15 protein-coding genes are annotated in these 17,542 nt (G+C 49.9%); 12 read left to right on the top strand and 3 right to left on the bottom strand.

Annotated features, from left to right (window positions below; genetic code table 11):
• The first annotated feature begins 8 nt into the window (after positions 1-8).
• From AC27N8_RS05840 to AC27N8_RS05810, 7 genes are all read left to right on the top strand, one after another.
• Complete coding sequence (locus AC27N8_RS05840; protein WP_487064888.1) at positions 9-689, top strand: GntR family transcriptional regulator; 681 nt, start codon at positions 9-11, stop codon at positions 687-689.
• 466 nt (positions 690-1,155) lie between these two features.
• Entirely contained in the window at positions 1,156-2,022 is an 867-nt protein-coding gene (locus AC27N8_RS05835; protein WP_487064886.1) for a class I SAM-dependent methyltransferase, read from the top strand.
• Positions 2,023-2,075: 53 nt separating this feature from the next.
• The gene (locus tag AC27N8_RS05830; RefSeq protein ID WP_487064884.1) at positions 2,076-4,169 is read left to right on the top strand and encodes an ATP-binding protein; all 2,094 of its coding nucleotides are present in this window, start codon (positions 2,076-2,078) and stop codon (positions 4,167-4,169) included.
• Positions 4,170-4,344: 175 nt separating this feature from the next.
• Positions 4,345-4,476 carry a hypothetical protein gene (locus AC27N8_RS05825; protein WP_487064882.1) on the top strand — a complete coding sequence of 44 codons (132 nt, stop codon included), beginning with the start codon at positions 4,345-4,347 and terminating at the stop codon, positions 4,474-4,476.
• A 454-nt stretch (positions 4,477-4,930) separates the two neighbouring features.
• Complete coding sequence (locus tag AC27N8_RS05820) at positions 4,931-6,445, top strand: pyridoxal phosphate-dependent decarboxylase family protein (RefSeq protein ID WP_487064880.1); 1,515 nt, start codon at positions 4,931-4,933, stop codon at positions 6,443-6,445.
• A gap of 151 nt (positions 6,446-6,596) precedes the next feature.
• On the top strand, positions 6,597-7,538 hold the full coding sequence (locus AC27N8_RS05815) for a PLP-dependent cysteine synthase family protein (RefSeq protein ID WP_487064878.1): 942 nt from the start codon (positions 6,597-6,599) through the stop codon (positions 7,536-7,538).
• 35 nt (positions 7,539-7,573) lie between these two features.
• Positions 7,574-9,073: an aldehyde dehydrogenase family protein gene (locus tag AC27N8_RS05810; protein WP_487064876.1), complete on the top strand. Its 1,500-nt coding sequence runs from the start codon at positions 7,574-7,576 to the stop codon at positions 9,071-9,073.
• A gap of 63 nt (positions 9,074-9,136) precedes the next feature.
• Here the strand turns inward: AC27N8_RS05810 and map are convergent, their stop codons facing one another.
• Positions 9,137-9,880, bottom strand: a complete 744-nt coding sequence (map, locus tag AC27N8_RS05805) for a type I methionyl aminopeptidase (protein ID WP_487064874.1) — start codon at positions 9,878-9,880, stop codon at positions 9,137-9,139.
• Between the two features lie 195 nt (positions 9,881-10,075).
• Between map and AC27N8_RS05800 the strand changes: the two genes are divergently transcribed.
• The 4 genes from AC27N8_RS05800 to AC27N8_RS05785 all read left to right on the top strand — a co-directional run bounded on the left by AC27N8_RS05800 (position 10,076) and on the right by AC27N8_RS05785 (position 13,285).
• On the top strand, positions 10,076-11,119 hold the full coding sequence (locus AC27N8_RS05800; RefSeq protein WP_487064872.1) for an alpha-hydroxy acid oxidase: 1,044 nt from the start codon (positions 10,076-10,078) through the stop codon (positions 11,117-11,119).
• Between the two features lie 108 nt (positions 11,120-11,227).
• Entirely contained in the window at positions 11,228-11,605 is a 378-nt protein-coding gene (locus tag AC27N8_RS05795) for a PadR family transcriptional regulator (protein ID WP_487064870.1), read from the top strand.
• Position 11,606: 1 nt separating this feature from the next.
• Positions 11,607-12,653, top strand: coding sequence for a Stp1/IreP family PP2C-type Ser/Thr phosphatase (locus AC27N8_RS05790; protein WP_487064868.1), 1,047 nt, complete (start codon positions 11,607-11,609; stop codon positions 12,651-12,653).
• Positions 12,654-12,988: 335 nt separating this feature from the next.
• Positions 12,989-13,285, top strand: a complete 297-nt coding sequence (locus AC27N8_RS05785; protein WP_487064866.1) for a GlsB/YeaQ/YmgE family stress response membrane protein — start codon at positions 12,989-12,991, stop codon at positions 13,283-13,285.
• A 162-nt stretch (positions 13,286-13,447) separates the two neighbouring features.
• On the opposite strand, the gene AC27N8_RS05780 is transcribed toward AC27N8_RS05785, so the two are convergent.
• Complete coding sequence (locus AC27N8_RS05780; protein WP_487064864.1) at positions 13,448-14,254, bottom strand: GNAT family N-acetyltransferase; 807 nt, start codon at positions 14,252-14,254, stop codon at positions 13,448-13,450.
• A gap of 496 nt (positions 14,255-14,750) precedes the next feature.
• Between AC27N8_RS05780 and AC27N8_RS05775 the strand changes: the two genes are divergently transcribed.
• A complete protein-coding gene (locus AC27N8_RS05775) occupies positions 14,751-16,205 on the top strand; it encodes an APC family permease (RefSeq protein ID WP_487064862.1) in 1,455 nt (484 codons plus the stop codon).
• Positions 16,206-16,332: 127 nt separating this feature from the next.
• Here AC27N8_RS05775 and chrA read toward each other — a convergent pair whose 3' ends face one another.
• Complete coding sequence (chrA, locus tag AC27N8_RS05770; RefSeq protein WP_487064860.1) at positions 16,333-17,541, bottom strand: chromate efflux transporter; 1,209 nt, start codon at positions 17,539-17,541, stop codon at positions 16,333-16,335.
• Between the last annotated feature and the right edge of the window lies 1 nt (position 17,542).

Here is a 17,542-nt window from a genome sequence, read left to right as displayed (position 1 = left end):
TGAAAGCCATGAATATACACTCACGCTTAGGAAAAAGCAGCACAAACGGCCCGCTCACCAAACACACTATAGCAGAGCAGGTTGCGGCTGTACTCCGCCAGGAAATCACCACAGGACAATTAGCGGCAGGCACCAGATTGCGCCAGAACGAGATCGCGCAACGCCTGGGGGTTAGTAGCACACCCGTTCGCGAGGCATTTGGGCTGCTGCAAAGTGAAGGCCTTGTGCAAATTGACCCCCATCGAGGCGTCACGGTGTTTTTGCCAGACATTCAAGACCTGGTTGAGCATTATGAAATTCGTATCGCCCTGGAAGTGCTGGCTACCGAGAAGGCCGCCGAGCATTTCCAGAAGCAGGATGCCCCTGCGCTCACAGCTATCCTGGATGAGATGGCTGCCACCACCGATGCCACTCGTTTTGTTGCGTTGAATTACCAGTTCCACATACAACTGTATCACCTGGGAGAGCGTCCACGGCTCTTGACGATGATCGAAGACTTACGTAATGCCTCCAATGCGTACCTGCACCTCTACACAGATCTTCCCAGAGATACCAGGCGTGCCGATAGGGAACATCGTGCGATTCTGGCCGCCTGTCAGGCTAACGATCTGCCTCGTGCTGCCAGTACCATGCGTTATCATCTTCAACAGACTGTCAAGCAAGTAATGAGTGTGCTTGAGAGAACATAAGCATGGCGGCCAGCTGAGCCAATTACGCTGTCGCGTGAGCATGTTCTTCTTGGTGCAACGCTACTGGTGTTTTCAGCACTATAAAAACACATATACTATAGGTGCTATGATATTTTAAGTGATGGATAGCATTTTAATACTTGTGCTATTCGCCATCTTGTATGATGGTTCGTAATGCCATATAATATGTAAAATTGTGATGATATATTGATATATTTTTGAGTAAAGATATGATTTGACGCTTGGAAGCGGCTCACAAAGAGATCATCTTGTTGCCTGGATATGTATTATTTGCCCTCTTGTCCAATGTCTTACAATGCATTACAATACGGGGAAATATAGCGCTATATTTGCATACAATGTAAATGCGAGTGGCCTTTAAGACGAGAAAATGGTCTCTTGTTTGGCGTGTTGCAAGAAATACTGAAGAAGGTTCTGGTGGATTATTGCAAGAAGGAGTGGCAGGATGTCTGAGAACATAGCTTTCTCGAATGATAGTACGTATGTTGTCGATGCGGAAAATGCAGCAGAGATGGCTCGCGTGATGATGCAGGCACGTTTGATCGGTGAGGATATGGGCGAATTATTTCCTTCTCATCTTGATCTCACGGCTGTGAAGAATGTGCTTGATATCGCCTCGGGTCCAGGCCAATGGGTGCTGGATGTTGCTCAGCTCTATCCACATATGCAGGTGACGGGCGTGGATATCAGTCAGGTGATGATCGCTTATGCGATGTCGTTGGTGAGAGATCTGCCTGCTCCTAATGCCCATTTCCGCATTATGGATATCCGTACTGCGCTCGATTTTCCTGATCAGTCCTTCGATGTGGTGCACGCTCGTTTCATGACTGCTTTTATGCATGTGTCGGCCTGGCCGCGCTTGATTGCTGAATGCCGCAGAGTACTCAAGCCGGGCGGTACTCTCTGCCTGATTGAGGGAGAGAACTTTGGGGTGAGTACGAGTGGCTCGCTGGAGCTGTACAATTCTCTGATGGTTGGGGCGATGCGACGCGCGGGACATTGTTTTGCTCCCGAGGGGAATATGTTTGGCATCTCTGCGATGCTGCCGCGTTTGTTGGAAGAGCATGATTTTCAGGCCATTCAACAAAAAGCGTATGCTCTTAATTTTTCGGCGGGTCGCAAAGGGAATGGACCCTGGTTTACAAATTGTAAAACGGCGCTGAAGTTGCTCCAACCCTTTTTGATCCAATGGGGCGTGGCAACCCAACAAGAATTAAATGTTCTCTATGAACGTGCACTTCTAGATATGCAGTCTCCCGATTTCTGCGGCCAGTCATTTTATCTGGCAGTCTCAGGAGAAAAGCTGTTGTGATGAAGAAATTTCCATCTGGAAGGTATGAACAAAAAAGGAGAACGTCAAATTTCATGAGGCATCATTCCTCTTCAGCACTTCCAAGCTATGCCGAGATCATGCTGGCTCATCTGCCAATTGGAGCTGCTCTATTCGATGCTCAAGATTTTCGGTTAATTGCAGCAAATGCTAGCTTCCATGCCAGCCTTGATCCCGAATGGCAAGATGAAAAAGCTCTTGGACATACTCTCACCGAATTTATTCCCTATGCCAGGGAGTCCAAAAGCATCGATATATTTCAACGCGTTGCTGATACAGGAGTGGCGTATCAGGTTGATACCTATGCTTCTCAAGCTTTTGTACGTGGCACAACGTATTGGAATTGGAGCTTGATTCCTCACCGCAATGACGATGGTCAGGTGACTCATTTGTTGCTGACGTTGAATGAAGTGACACAGCAAGTTCAGGCGCAGCAAGAAGCCGAACGAACAAAGGCGACTCTGCAACAGACCAGCCAGACATTAGAGGCCGAACAACAGCGCATGGCGCTCCTTGAAAGTATCGCCCATCGCATTGGAGGACTCCTGCATCCGGAGCGCATCGCGGCCACCGCGCTTGAGGTGATTAATACCACCTTTAAGCCCCTGGCCAGCGCCGTCTATGCTGCAGATGCCACGCAGCAATGTTTTCGTGCCCTGGCATTATATCTTCCCGGGAGCGATCCTGCCTTGCAGCATCATGTCTCGTTTTTGCCTTATGACCGCTCATCCTTCCTGATTAGAGCCTTGCACGAGCGTAGTTCGCTGCTGCACCCCTGGCCGGCGACCTTCAAGAATGGTCTTGAGAAGGAGGTCATCGCCAATCTTGTGCCCGACGCCAAAACCATACTTTGCATTCCTATGTGGTACAACGATTTCTGTGAAGGGGCTCTGGTGATTGCCTTTGCGCAGCCACAATCAGAGATTGTCTCCTTGATGCAATCTATTGAAGGATCTGTTCCTCTGCTGGCTGAGTCCCTGACCAGTGCTCGCTTGCATGCTGTAATAGAGCATGAACGGCAGCGCCTTCATACCATCCTGGATCAGCTACCGGAAGGTATATTACTGGTTGAAGCGACCAGCGGCACTATCAGTTACGCCAATCCTGTGGCGTCATTGTTGCTGGGTATCCAGCATGAGAACTTATTAGGGGCATCGCTAAATCAGTTAGAGCCCAGTAGCTCTCGCTTTGAGTCATCGACCTTGCCCTGGAATTTCGCTCTGATCCATGCTCTGTGGGGCAAAACGGTGAGTAGCCAGGAATTAGTAGTGCGGCGAGCGGATGGAAGTCAGGCGATCCTGCTGAGCTCGACGGCCCCGATTCGTCTGGATACGGGCGGAAATATTACGGAGGCGGTGATCGCTTTTCAAGATATCACGGCACAGAAGATGGCGGAGCAGCAGAAGATTGATTTTCTGACGATGGTCAACCATGAACTACGTACTCCCCTCACGGCCGTGCTGGGATTTAGCGATATCCTGCGTGAGCAGGGGATGGAAGGTCTGAATACTTTCCAGAGGACGGCGATTTCGAGTATTGTGGAGCAGAGTGAATACCTGCATTATCTCGTGAACGAGATTCTGGATCAATCGTATTTCGAGCGAGCAACTTTTGAACTGCATCCCGTTCAACAAGACCTGCTGCCGCTGCTTCGTCGGCTGGTTGATTACTATGCTCGCACCAATAAAGGCTATCGCATCGAGCTTAACCTCGAACATTTCTTCTCTCGCGTCAGGCTTATGGGACACTTTGATGCTCATCGTATGGCTCAGGTATTTAATAATGTTTTGACGAACGCCGTTAAGTATAGCACTGTGGGGAGCGTGATCGAGGTCGGCGGCCGACCTTTTGATGCGAATGATACGTATACTTCAGGCATCTTGCTGTGGATTAAGGATCAAGGTCCGGGTATCACTGCCGAGGATCTGCCACATATCTTTGAGCGCTTTTATCGGGCGAAAAACAGGGATTATTCGGTTGGTGGTCTGGGCCTGGGATTATATCTGGCCAAAGAGTTTATCCAGAGCCATGGTGGCCGTATCTGGGTCGAAAGCACTGAAGGGGTTGGAAGCACTTTCTTTTTTGCGCTCCCTTTTATCTCCCTCCTCTCATCAAACGCAGTTGATTAAGCAGCCAGGCTGTTCAATCGCATATTTTTATTGTTAAATATGTGCAATGTACATATGCCTCTGATCTCTTCTTATCATCGTGAGAAGAGCGTTTTTCTGTGACTGTTTGGCTGGCCGGAGCGTATTGTGTAGAGAGAACGTAATGTTGAGATATGCATATTCAAGGAAAGTACAGATGAGTAAAAAACAACCTTCCGTGGGAAAAACGGTCTCCTGGTCCTATGGGATCGTGATTGCTTTTGCAACAGTCTACTTTGTTGGCGGCGTTTTGTTAGAGAGAGTGAGCCGCAAAAAAGAAGGCAAGTAGTTACTTCCAAAGCAGCCATTTTCAGGAACATTCAGCTTGTTTACAAATTATTCAGTTTGTTTGAATTTTCTCACATAAATTTGAGCAAATCTGTATAGATAGTTCATGGTCTTTGTGTATGCTATCTGGCATAGGGACAATGAATTACTGATGGTTACTCATTTAAAACTCTTCTATTGGCTCTCGCGGCTGTACTCGTAACTCCAGACGGTATGGCGATGAATCAATCTTGACCACTCTTTAACTCCTTGCTCCCCCACATGAGTTACGTATTTAGTGAAGACATGCAGCTTACAGGTTGTCTCATCCTCCAGGGGACAATACTGGCTGGGATCGATCTCTAATATCGATGATCCCAGGAGCAGATTGTCCGATCCGAACCACCTCCTCATGGAAAAATTTACAAACAACTTGCGCCGTCGCTTTCTGACGGCTAGAACAATTGAAACAGGATATGATGCATAAAAGAGACACAAGCATATCCGTCGTTGCTGATGATGTTTATTCAACTGTAGGCCAGTCACAGAGCCTCTCGTTTGACGAAGCGACATTGAAAAGCTATGGCTATCGGGTTATGGACACAGTTGCTTCTTATCTGAGTGGTATCCGTGAGCGACCCGTCTGGCAGCCGATGCCTCAAAATGTCAAGCAAGCGATAAGCGATCAGCAGATGCCTGAACAAGGTCAATCATTTGAGCAGTTATTTGCTTTTATTCAGGAGATGATTCTTCCCTATCCGCAAGGAAATGGTCATCCGCGTTTTGCGGGCTGGATTAATTCCGCGCCCGCGCACGCTGGCGTGATCATCAAGCCGCTGGCCGCCGCTCTGAATGCCAATTGCGGGATCGGCGATCATGCTGGACAGGCGTTAGAACGGCGTACTGTGCAGTGGATGATGCAACTGTGTGGTTTCCCGGTCGAAGGCAGTGCGGGTGTTTTTGTCAGCGGTGGCTCGGAAGCTAACTTCACCTGTTTGCAGGCGGCTCGTCAATGGGCGACTCAGGTCGATGGTTGGAATGTCAGGACCGAAGGCGTGCAAGGGTCACATGTGCCGCTGGTCCTCTATCAATCGGATCATGGACACTTTTGTATTCGCAAAGCTGTCGAGGCGATGGGCTTAGGCACAAACTCCATTCATATCATTCCCACGACGCCTACCTTCCAGATGGATGTCGCTCAGCTGCGTGCTCGCATCCGCCAGGACCGTGAAGCCGGATATCGTCCCTTCTGCGTTGCCGCTACTGCGGGCACCGTCGAAACGGGCGCGATTGATCCGCTGGATGAACTGGCTGATCTGTGCGCTGAAGAAGGTCTCTGGCTCCATGTCGATGGTGCCTACGGAGCCTTTGGTATCCTGGATGAGCAAGCCGCTCCTCTCTATAAAGGTATCGAGCGTGTCGACTCACTGGCCACCGATCAGCATAAATGGCTCTCGATCCCCATCGATTGTGGATGCGCCATGGTGCGGCGCGGCACCATACTGCGTGAAGCATTTAGTCTGACGCAGCCTCCCATCGAAGATGATGATCCCTGGATGTCGGAGTATACATTGCAGCGCACACGTCGCTTTCGTGCTCTGGAAGCCTGGATGGTGGTATCTTCGGCTGGCCGTGCTGGCCTGGCTGCGGCCATTGCATCTAATCGCTGCCAGGCTCGCCTGCTGGAGAGTCTGATCGAGGACACCCCTGAGCTAGAGGTTGTGGCCAAAGGACCTCTGAGTATTGTGCGTTTCCGCTATCTGCCTGCCGGGTTGCAGCAGAGCACTCCCAAACGGATCGATCAATTCAATCGCGCTCTGGTGCATGAGATACAGCAACGCGGCAATATTTTCTTGACCAGCACACGTCTGCTGGGCAGAGAGGCCATGCGTGCCTGCCTCGTGAATTATATGACGACCGACGAGGATATCCACGCGATGGTCTCTGAAGTACAAACTGTTGGCAACGAGCTCATGGCGAGCTTTTCCTGATACATGTATTGCATATAGGCACGTTTCGACCGAGCAAATTGATCGTAACGTAAACGGGTGAAGAAATTATCTTGTATTAAAGAGACATAGCAATAAAATTTTCATCTGAATATAAAGCATAACAATGTAAGTAAATAAGAGGAGAAGAATCATGCAATTTGAGAATATCCTGGGAACCATCGGCCATACGCCCGTTGTCAAACTTAAGAGTTTCAGCTCTCGTCCCAATATTGAGATTTTTGCCAAACTGGAAGGTGTCAATCCAACTGGAAGCATTAAAGACCGCATCGCCCGCAAGATGATTGAAAACGCTGAGCGCCAGCATCTGATGAGGGTCGATAGCATCCTGATGGAGCCGACCAGCGGCAATACAGGCGTCTCGCTGGCATTGGTGGCACGTATGAAGGGATATCCCTTTACCGCCGTCATCTCCGATAAGGGGACCGAGGATAAGCGTAAAATGCTCCAGCTCTACGGTGCCGAGTTGATCGTTTCTCCGGGTGCCGCAGGCAGTAATGGAGCCATTCGTCTGGCTCAGGAAGTGGCCGCGCAGGATAAGCGCTATGTGATGTTGTATCAATATGGCAATGAGGCAAATGCATCCGCTCACTACGAAACGACCGGTCAGGAGATTATTAAAGATATCCCAGATGTGAACGTTTTTATAGCTGGGCTTGGTACTGGTGGTACACTGACGGGCACCGGTCGGCGTTTGAAAGAGTACAATGCCAATATTCGTGTGATTGGAGCGGAACCGATGGCGGGCGACAGTATCCAGGGATTGCGCAATCTCTCCGAGGGATTCGTGCCACCCGTGCTTGACTTCTCCGTGCTTGACGACCGCGTTCTTGTCTCCAGCCAGGATGCCTGGCGACGTACTCGACAGCTCAAAGCGCAGGAAGGGATCTTCGCTGGACCATCGAGCGGTGCGGCGCTGGAAGTAGCTCTGCGCGTTGCTGATATGATGGATCGTGGCAAAATTCTCATCATCCTTGCCGACGGCGGTTGGAAGTACATGAGCGAAGCACGCTGGACGGCAGATGTGCCATCGATGGCTACAAATATGGCTGTAAACAGCATGCACCTGTGTTAAAAAAACCCCGAGAGATCCGTAGTAAGAGGAGTATTATGTCATTACCATTGTCGCCGACTGTACAGGCATCAACGTTGCAACATCCCGTGTTTAAAAACTTTATTGATGGTCAATGGTGCGAGTCCGCCAGCAACGAGACGTTTACCAGTATCAATCCGGCGCATACGCAAGAGGTTGTGGGTCTCTTCCAGAAGTCGACGGTGGCCGATCTCGATCGAGCGGTCGCGGTGGCACGCAAAGCTCAACGTGGCTGGGCCAATACGCCAGCGCCAGCGCGTGCCGAGGTCCTGATGCGTTCGGCTCAGCTTTTAGCCGAGCATGAAGATGAGTTTGCGTATATCATGACGCGTGAGATGGGCAAGACGCTGAAAGAGACTCATGGGGACGTTCAACGTGCTATCGATGTGGCCCGCTTTATGGCTGGCGAGGGACGTCGTGCGGAAGGCGAGACGATCCCTTCGGCTCTGCCTGATCGCTTTGACCTGACCGTACGTCATCCGCACGGAGTTGTTGGCATCATCACCCCCTGGAATATCCCGCTGGCCATTCCCGCCTGGAAAACCTTTCCTGCCTTGCTGGCAGGCAACGCTATCGTCCTCAAGCCAGCCAGCGACACTCCCTTGATCACATTGAAGTTGGCCGAGTTGCTAGGCGAGGCAGGTCTACCGGCGGGAGTCTTTAATGTCATCACCGGTCCAGGTGGCTCGCTTGGCGAAGCCTTGATCAGACATAAAGGCATCAATATGATCTCTCTGACTGGATCAACCGAGGTTGGGCGTCATGTGGCGGAGGTCTGTGGCTATGATCTGCGCCGTTGTACGCTTGAATTGGGTGGTAAGAATGCGGCGATCGTGCTGGATGATGCGAATCTTGATGTTGCTGTGAACAGTATCGTCGGGGGAGCCTTTGGTACCGCTGGACAGCGTTGCACAGCCACCAGTCGTGTGATCGTACAGAAGTCGGTTCTATCAGAGCTCACAGAACGTCTGGTGGCGGCGGCGGAGCGTCTGCGTGTCGGCGATGGACTCGATGCTGATGTGCAGATGGGGCCACTCGTCAATCAGGGACGTATCAAGGCGGTTCACAACTATACCGAGAGTGGTCTGGATGAAGGAGCGACTCTGGTAACTGGCGGCAGAGCACTCGATACGGGAGCGTTTCAGGAAGGTGCTTTCTATCAACCCACGATTTTTACCGATGTCGCTCCGACAATGAAGATCGCTCGCGAAGAGATCTTTGGACCATTTATCTCGATTCTGCCCGTCTCCACGTACGAGGAGGCGATCCAGATCGCCAACGACACCGAATATGGACTCTCAACCTCGATCTTTACCAACGATGCTCGCCTGACTTTTCGGGCTATCCGCGATATCGAAACGGGGCTAATTATGTTCAATAACGCGTCAACTGAATCAGAGATCCATATGCCGTTTGGAGGCATGAAGACAAGTGGCAACGGTCATCGCGAGTTGGGACGTAAAGCGGTTGAGGAGTTCAGCGAGATCAAGAGCGTCTTTATCTCTTACCCCCAATAAAATTGCAGCTCTTTTATGATTGTAATTGTACAGACCCCACTTTATCAAGAAGTGGGGCCTGTCTTAGAGGCTACTCAAAATCTCTGCTCCATGTCGTGTGACGATCACAGTATGTTCAAACTGCGCTGCCCATCCACCGTCTCTCGTGCGGACGCTCCATCCATCTGGATCGACTCTCATGCGTGCCGATTGCTCGACCAGGATCGGTTCAATGGTGATTACGAGCCCCTCTGGAATCACAGGACCAGTTCCGGGACGACCAACACTTGGCACATCTGGCCCCTCGTGCATGACATGACCTAAGCCGTGTCCGATATACTCACGCACAACGTCGAAACCTCGCGATCGAGCTACGCGCTGAATGGCGTATCCAATGTCGCCGATGCGATTTCCAGGGCGCGCTGCCTGGATACCTGCCATCATGGCCTCGCGTGTTGTCTCGATGAGATACTGATGTTTTGGAGCGACTTTCCCAACCGCAACGGTGATCGTCGAATCGCCAGCATAGCCATCCAAAAGCATTCCTGCATCAATACTCAACACATCGCCTATCTTCAATTTCTGCTTGCCCGGTACTCCATGAACCGCGACATCATTTACCGAAGTGTTGATACAGCCTGGGAACCCCTCTTCTGTTGCAAAGACAGGTGTTGCCCCCAGTTGCGCGATGTAGTCCATCGCGTAGTCATTCAGCTCACTTGTTGTCACCCCTGGACGAGCCAGTGTTGCGAGGTTTTGTAAGAGCTGTGCTGTCGCTTGATTCGCTCGTCGTAAGCCCTCTTTTTCCGCTTCTGTATTAGCGACCAAGTTCTTTTTCTCCTTTTGTATAGACTTCCAGAAACCTGGAAGAAACCTGGATTGTAGTATACCATCATGGAGCCGGGGATGCGAACGACGAAGAGTCCGGGCTGATAGGTTCCTTTTTGTGTCGTTGGATTTTGTATAATCCAATTGTCCATAGATAATTGTTACGAAATATCTCACTTCAGACGGAGGAGCGTGATGGAGGCAATCAATCTTTTTGATTACGAACTGCTGGCCAGGGAGCGCATGGATCCAATCCATTGGGACTTTTATGCAAATGGCAGTGATGATGAGGTCACTCTGCGAGCCAATCGGGATGATTTCACACAGATTCGCTTGCGTCCACGCGTGCTGGTCGATGTCTCTCAATGCACCACCGAGACCACTGTCCTGGGCTTACCTATACGGCTGCCTGTGCTGATTGCTCCCACCTCCTTGCATTGTCTTGCACATCCGGAAGGGGAGTGCGCCACTGCTCGGGGAGCCGCCGCCGCTGGCTCTCTGTTGATCGCCAGTACCAAGTCGACACGCTCGCTCGAAGAGATTGCTCAAACCAGCAGTAATCCTCTCTGGTTCCAACTGTACATTTATCAGTCGCTTGACATCGCACTGGGACTGGTACGACGCGCTGAAGCTTCAGGTTATCGAGCCATTGTATTGACCGTCGATGTTCCTGTCCTGGGGAACCGCGAGAGCAGTAAGCGACATAATCAGCCCCTTCCGATCTTTCCCATGATGGAAGCTAATTTTGCCGGCCTCGCCGTGGATAGTCAGGATCGGATCTCCGTAACCTGGAAGACAGTTGCGTGGCTACGCTCCATTACATCCTTGCCGATCCTGCTCAAAGGCATCCTGACCGCCGAAGACGCCCTGCTGGCACTCGATCATGGCATCGCAGGCATCATCGTCTCCAACCATGGAGGCCGCCAGCTGGATGGTGTCGTCACCAGCATCGAGGCGCTGCCGGAGATCGTCGCAGCCGTGGATGGTCGCTGCGAAGTCTATCTGGACGGCGGTATTCGTCGTGGTACCGATATCCTCAAAGCTCTGGCTCTGGGTGCTCGCGCCGTACTGATCGGGCGTCCCGCTCTCTGGGGATTGGCCGTCGCTGGCGCTGATGGCGTCCAGCAGGTCCTGGAGATCTTGCAGGGCGAACTGGAACGCGCCATGAAGCTGGCTGGCTGTCCCACGCTCGCCGCTGTCAATCGCTCTTTTGTGAAAATGATCTCAAAAGAGTTGTGAAGCAGACCTTTCACAAGCCTTGACAAGCACCTAATTTTCGGTTAATATATCCACAGCAGATATATCCGTAGCGGATATACGGAGTTCGATTGTATAGAGGGAGAAGCTATGGCACAGACAGAACGTAATCCAGATACATTGCTCCCATTAACACCGGCGGTCTTTCACATCCTGCTGGCGCTCTCTGATCAGGAGCGGCATGGCTATGGCATCATGCAGGAGATTGAGCAGCGCACCGATGGGAAGGTGCATATGGGACCCGGGACGTTGTATGGCTCGATCAAGCGTATGCTGGCCGATGGTTTGATCGAGGCTGCTGGTGAGCGTTCAGATGCGACCCTGGATAACGAACGTCGTCGCTATTATCGGCTGACTGGTTTTGGGCAACGTGTCGTGCGTGCTGAGGCAGCGCGTCTGGCACAACTTGTCTCAGTTGCACAGAGCAAGAAACTGCTGGGTGGTCCAGAGATCGTAGGAGGTTTTTAAGTTGGAGACACATCCAAACTCATGGCTACTGAGCATCTCTGAGCGTCTGTATAGCAGCTTACTTCTGCTCTATCCGAAAGATTTTCGGCGCACCTATCAGCGGGAGATGATCTGCACCTTTCGTGATTATGCTCACGCTACGATGAAACAAGCGGGCAAGCCTGGCCTGCTACATATGTGGAGTATTGTCCTCTCAGATCTATTGATAACAACGTGTATTGAAAACTATCGATCATGTATGCAGACAATAAAAATGTTTATGGGACTAGAAAAGGAGTCAATCATGGTCTCTCCTATCCTCCATCTCGACTTTGGATCACAGACCGATATCGGCCTCAAGCGCGCCAATAACGAAGATACGATGATCTCAGAGCTTCCCGCAGATCCCCAGGTGATGCAGCAACGCGGAGCCTTATTCATCGTTGCCGACGGTATGGGCGGGCATAGTAAAGGTGAAGTCGCCAGCAATATGGTCGTCAATGAAGTCAAAAAACTCTATTATGCCGATCTAACCAACCCTATCGAGACTGCTCTACGCAACGCCGTCAAGCAAGCTAACACCATCTTGTATGATTACCAGACAAGCAAAGATGATACCCATGAGTCTATGGGGACAACCTGTATCGCGGCCGTGCTTCATAATGATAACGCTTATATAGCTAATGTCGGCGATAGTCGAGCATACATCGTCCATCAGGCAACCATCAAGCAGATCTCGCGGGACCATTCGTTCGTCGCGGAGCAACTGAGCGCTGGAAAAATCACGCCTGAGGAAGTCTTAACCCATCCAAAGCGCAACGTGATTACGCGCTGTATCGGCACCAAACCCGAAGTCGAAGTCGATATATTCACCGAACAGGTCTTCGATGGCGATACTCTCGTCCTCTGTACCGATGGACTATCATGGGAGGTCTCCGAGCAAGAGATACTCACTACCGTTATCCAATCGACCCCCGAAGAATGTGTCGGCAAGCTCATCGTCCTCGCGAACGAGCACGGCGGACCCGATAATATTACGGCGGTTGTCGCTCGGATCTCCCTCTCGTAAGTAAAATCAGGCAATGATTGCTTTCTCAATGGATATATCCATACGAGCGGTATATCCATTGGGATTTTCTGTAAGATAAGTACCGGTCTAATATTTCTTTATAGTTAAACTCAGCCTCAGGAAAAAATAAGCTTTCGACCTCTTTAGCTTAGAAAAATTAAAGCTCCTTTAGAGAACAATTAAGGTTTTTGCAGCCCCTGCCAATTCTGTATCTCTCTTCATTATTAGAATCGTATACTACTCAGAACGGAGAAAACAACAAACTTCTCCAAATTGAGATAATCATTAACCAAATTGATATAATAGTTTTTCGATACTTAAAGGAGATAATCATTATGTTAGCTACAACAACACTTGCTCTCGGCGCTTTGACTCTTGGTGATATCGTCTGGTGGTTGATCGTTGGTCTGATCGCTGGTGCTCTGGCCAGCCTGGTGATGCGTGGCGGCGGTTACGGTATTGTCGGTGACATCGTCGTTGGACTGGTTGGTGCATTAGTGGGTGGCTTCCTGGCCAGCTTGCTTGGACTTGGCGCTTCTGGCATGATCGGTGAGATCATTGTTGCCTTTATCGGTGCCTGTGTCTTCATCGCCATCCTGCGTGCGATCTCTGGCTCCAGAACTCGTGTGTAACTTTAACTGACATAAGCGGTTAGTTAGCGTCAATAGAAAAAATAAAGTCCTTGCCCGACAATATCGTCACGCAAGGACTTTATTTTTGTATGTATTTGATCCGTTGAGGGACTCAGATGTCTTTTCAATGGTTACTTTTCTGATGACAGCTGCATGTGACTTTTATGCTTCTTTGAATAAATAAGCGTAAAGATCGATTGGGCAGACAATCTCAAATCCCAATTTGGCACATATAGGTGCAGATGTTGTCTTGACTGCATGGATGATGGCGCTTGTCGCTCCCAGGGAGCGTGCATCTTCTAACCGCTTTGCTACCATGGTGGAGTAGATACCTTTTCCTCGATGATCTGCAATGGTAGCGGCTCCCCCCAATGTGATCACACTTTTATCGTTATCCAGGAGGGAGAGAGAAAATGCAATTGGCTCATTGCGCTCTGGTGCGTAGGCAAAATAGATTTTGATCTGTGCTCCAAGAGCCCTATGTAAGGAGCCTAAGAGACTGGCGACCTCTTCTGTGATAGTGGATCCGTATGCGCGTACTACCATAGAAACATTTGCATCCCAATCAGCGGGCGTTACCTGCTCTATGCGAATTTCCGGATTAACTGCTATCGGAATATTTAAATCACGCAATACCATCCCCCACATAGCTTGCTCTTTGACGTGGGTGAATCCTGCGGAGACAAGATGGTTTCCTAGATCGGTGGGCTGACTCGTTGGTCCCACCAACCACCCAAATACCTTTCCCTCCTGTCGATATCGTGCAATCACATTCTGAATTCCGTCATCTACATTTGCCTCAGTGAACGTAGCCATCCCAACCATATTTGTGATAGGGCTCTGGGTGGTAGATATGCGAGCTTTCACGCCAGGTAGTGATAGAGGCCAGATTAATCCATCGAGATAGGTCTCCAGTCCTACGCTGGAACAAGTTTCATCGATTTTTTTTAATAATGTGATGTCGTCCATTGTAGTTATGCTCCAACCGTGAAGTACTAGATTAGTAGAACGAAGTTATCGGACTACTAAGAATAATCATTTTGTATGCTGATAAAGTAACGCATCATAGTTTTGTTTGTCAAGATAAAAACGGATAAATAAAAATATAAGGTCTTGAGCATATTATTTTATATAAAAAAAGTATAAAAGCGCATATGCATTGATAAAAGGATGATTTGAATTGTTTTTATGTCAGATATAGCAGTGCTGCAAGCATTTTTACTGCATTCCAGGCTGCATGATTGGATATTTCTGGAATTATTTGCATAAGGATGAGCTCTTGTGGCACTATTGATTTATACTATTTTGCAATAGATCATGATGTACTGTACTGGTATTGTCGGCACGTGATTGAAAATGCATCGTCTTAATTGAGATGTGTCAGGTCGGTAAGAGGGATTTTATTTGTTTTGTAGTCGGCGCTTGTTCTGGATGAGATGCAGGATAAGCAGAAACGAGGAGTGGCATGGATACGCATGAGAAATTCTTCCCTATCCCCTCGGATGACGAAAAGAAGACTGTTTCGGATGGCTCCATACGCCTTGAGCAGGGAGTATTGAAGCTGGTCGATATCGCTACCTCGACGATGGCTAATATTGCTCCAGCTATGAGCTTTTTTTTCAGCTCGGCACTGATCGTGTCCGCTGCTGGTATCGCTTCGCCGCTTACTATCGTGCTGGCGGCGCTGGCGATTGCTCTGCTGGGGAATACGCTGGCCGAATTTTCGCGCTCAATTCCTTCAACTGGTTCCTTTATTACCTTCATTGGCAAGACGTTTGGTCCAGTGATGGCTGTCACCACGACGATCGTGATTGGCATCGGGTACATTGTGGCGATGTCTTCGGTGGTCGTGATCTCGGGCGGTTGGACACAAATTATTTTTCAGCGTTATGTCGGGATCGATATCCCGTGGCAGTTGTTGTCCTTGCTCTTTGTAATCCTGGTCTTTTTATTGATGGTCCGAGGAGTGCATCTGTCAACGCGTTGGGCGGGCTACTTCTTTGTGCTCGAATTTGCTGTCCTGCTGCTTGTCTCAATCATCATCCTGGCGACGAACATCACGCATCTGTCGCTGGCTCCTTTTAATCCGGTGAATATGAAGGGCGGATTGCAGGGACTTGGCCTGGGCTTTCCGATCGCTGTCTATATGTTTGTCGGCTGGGAGAACTCGGCTTCACTGGCTGAGGAGACGAGCGATCCTCGGCGCAACGTGCCGCGTGCTATCTTTGCCAGTGTGCTGCTGATGGCTCTGAGCTATATCCTCTTTACTTACGCCATCGTTGTGGCTTTTAATTACAATGTTGATGCCCTGACGTCTGCCGAGGTACCGTTTGTGACTGCGGCAGAGAAGATCTCGGCTATCCTGGCCATCCTGGCGTACATCGCGGGCTTCACCTCGACCATGAGTGCCATGATTGCAGGTTCAAACTCACAGGCTCGCCTGATCTTTAACGCGGCTCGCGAAGGGATGTTGCCAGCCATCTTAGCCCGCCTGACTCCTCGGACACACACTCCATGGGTGAGCTTCTTGCTCTTCTTTGTGATCAGCCTGGGGATTGTCTATATCTTCGGCTGGACGGTGCTCCCTGTGACATTCTTTGGCGAGATCAGTACGCTGGGGACGATCTTGATTGCTCTGACCTATCTGGTGACAAATATTGCCTTGCCATTTTACTATCGGCGTTATCATCCCGACCAGTTTTCGCTCGTCAAGCATCTCATCTTGCCCGTGCTGGGCATCATCGCCATCGGCTTCCCGCTGTGGGGACTGGTTGAGCCTGGACAGCCAATCCCATTTAATCTCTTTCCCTGGATCAGCCTGGGCGTGGTCCTGGTAGGGCTCATCTACGCGTTTATCCTGACGCGTCGAGATCCTGATCTTGGCGAACGCGTTGGCTCGATCGTTGCGGATCGCGAATAGCTAGCCGCGCTCAAATCCCTGGTTGGTATCGTGCCTTTTTTCATCAATAACTACTCCTATGTTATGGGGAGTAGTTATTTTCTGCCTGATACATAGTTTCGACTGGAATAGAGTCTTTTTGCGCTTGCTAGCTATGCAAGAACAGAAAGAAGTGCAGCATTCCCAGGCCAAGGGCGCTGAGAATTAAAAACGCGGGATGAATTTTCCAGCGTGACTGAAGTAATAGAATCAGACTTATCGCCGCGATAGAGAAGGTCCATATGTCGGTGATGGCTGTCTGTCCAAGCATAAGTGTTGTGGCAATTAGCAGACCAATGACGGCGGGTGTTACGCCCTTCAAAAATCCATGCACCTTTGGCGAGTGCCGATACTTGATCAGGATGGGGGTCAGCGTCGACATCAAGAGAAACGAAGGAATAAATACGCCTGCGGTCGCCAGGAAGGCTCCGGGGAAAGCTGCCTGACGATAGCCAACAAAAGTCGCAATCAATAAAAACGGTCCGGGAGTAAGCTGTCCCAAAGCCACACCATCGAGAAGTTGTTGAATGCTGAGCCAGTGCAGACCATTAACCAACTCCTGTTGTAAGAAAGGAATCATAATGAAGCCACATCCAAAGATTAAAAAGCCAATCTTTAAAAATTCCACGAACAGCAGCATGGCACTTGAAAAACCATCAAACAATATTTGGAGAGGGAGTAGGAGAGGAAGAAACATGCTGTGCAATGTGACTGATGGCGTGGAAGGCTTGACTGCTGGTGCTGGAGGGAGTGGAGTCTGCTTCCCATAGAGAATGATCCCGAGAGAGCCTGCACCCAGGATAATGATGACTAAGTTAAATTCATAGGGAAAGATAGCGGCCTGCATCAGTAAAAAGGCCGCGAGCGCGATGATCCAGCCAATGACGCTCTTGCGCGCATCTTTGCTGATATCGAAGAGTGTATTCAAGATAATCGCAATAATTACTGGAGAAACCCAGAGAAAACCGGTTGCGAGTGTGGTGGAAATTCCATACTGAAAGTAAGCCCATGAGAGAGCGAGCATGAGGAGAAAGCCCGGTAGGAGAAAGCAGAGTCCACTGAGCAAACCGCCTAGCGGGCCGATATAGACATAACCAATGTAGACAGCCATCTGCATTGCCATTGCGCCAGGCAACATATTTGCCAGAACAAGACCATCTTTGAACGATGCTAACGTTAGAAACTTCCGTCGGTAGACGCAAGTTTCTCTCATCAGGCTCAACGAACCGAGTCCCCCGCCAAAACCTATCAGACCGATGTAGAGAAAAACCACGAACACCTGTTTTAAGCGATACATGAGACTCGATTCTTCCCACATG

The sequence above is a fragment of the Dictyobacter sp. Z7_2 genome, assembly GCF_057551105.1.
Note: the sequence above shows the minus strand (reverse complement) of the source record. Positions and strands in the feature narration are given on the sequence as shown.

What these genes read in the sequence shown, in the direction of transcription:
- AC27N8_RS05840 (WP_487064888.1), top strand. Translation starts at nt 9, where the DNA reads ATGAATATACACTCACGCTTAGGAAAAAGCAGCACAAACGGCCCGCTC.
- AC27N8_RS05835 (WP_487064886.1), top strand. Translation starts at nt 1,156, where the DNA reads ATGTCTGAGAACATAGCTTTCTCGAATGATAGTACGTATGTTGTCGAT.
- AC27N8_RS05830 (WP_487064884.1), top strand. Translation starts at nt 2,076, where the DNA reads ATGAGGCATCATTCCTCTTCAGCACTTCCAAGCTATGCCGAGATCATG.
- AC27N8_RS05825 (WP_487064882.1), top strand. Translation starts at nt 4,345, where the DNA reads ATGAGTAAAAAACAACCTTCCGTGGGAAAAACGGTCTCCTGGTCCTAT.
- AC27N8_RS05820 (WP_487064880.1), top strand. Translation starts at nt 4,931, where the DNA reads ATGATGCATAAAAGAGACACAAGCATATCCGTCGTTGCTGATGATGTT.
- AC27N8_RS05815 (WP_487064878.1), top strand. Translation starts at nt 6,597, where the DNA reads ATGCAATTTGAGAATATCCTGGGAACCATCGGCCATACGCCCGTTGTC.
- AC27N8_RS05810 (WP_487064876.1), top strand. Translation starts at nt 7,574, where the DNA reads ATGTCATTACCATTGTCGCCGACTGTACAGGCATCAACGTTGCAACAT.
- AC27N8_RS05800 (WP_487064872.1), top strand. Translation starts at nt 10,076, where the DNA reads ATGGAGGCAATCAATCTTTTTGATTACGAACTGCTGGCCAGGGAGCGC.
- AC27N8_RS05795 (WP_487064870.1), top strand. Translation starts at nt 11,228, where the DNA reads ATGGCACAGACAGAACGTAATCCAGATACATTGCTCCCATTAACACCG.
- AC27N8_RS05785 (WP_487064866.1), top strand. Translation starts at nt 12,989, where the DNA reads ATGTTAGCTACAACAACACTTGCTCTCGGCGCTTTGACTCTTGGTGAT.
- AC27N8_RS05780 (WP_487064864.1), bottom strand. Translation starts at nt 14,254, where the DNA reads ATGGACGACATCACATTATTAAAAAAAATCGATGAAACTTGTTCCAGC.
- AC27N8_RS05775 (WP_487064862.1), top strand. Translation starts at nt 14,751, where the DNA reads ATGGATACGCATGAGAAATTCTTCCCTATCCCCTCGGATGACGAAAAG.
- chrA (WP_487064860.1), bottom strand. Translation starts at nt 17,541, where the DNA reads ATGTGGGAAGAATCGAGTCTCATGTATCGCTTAAAACAGGTGTTCGTG.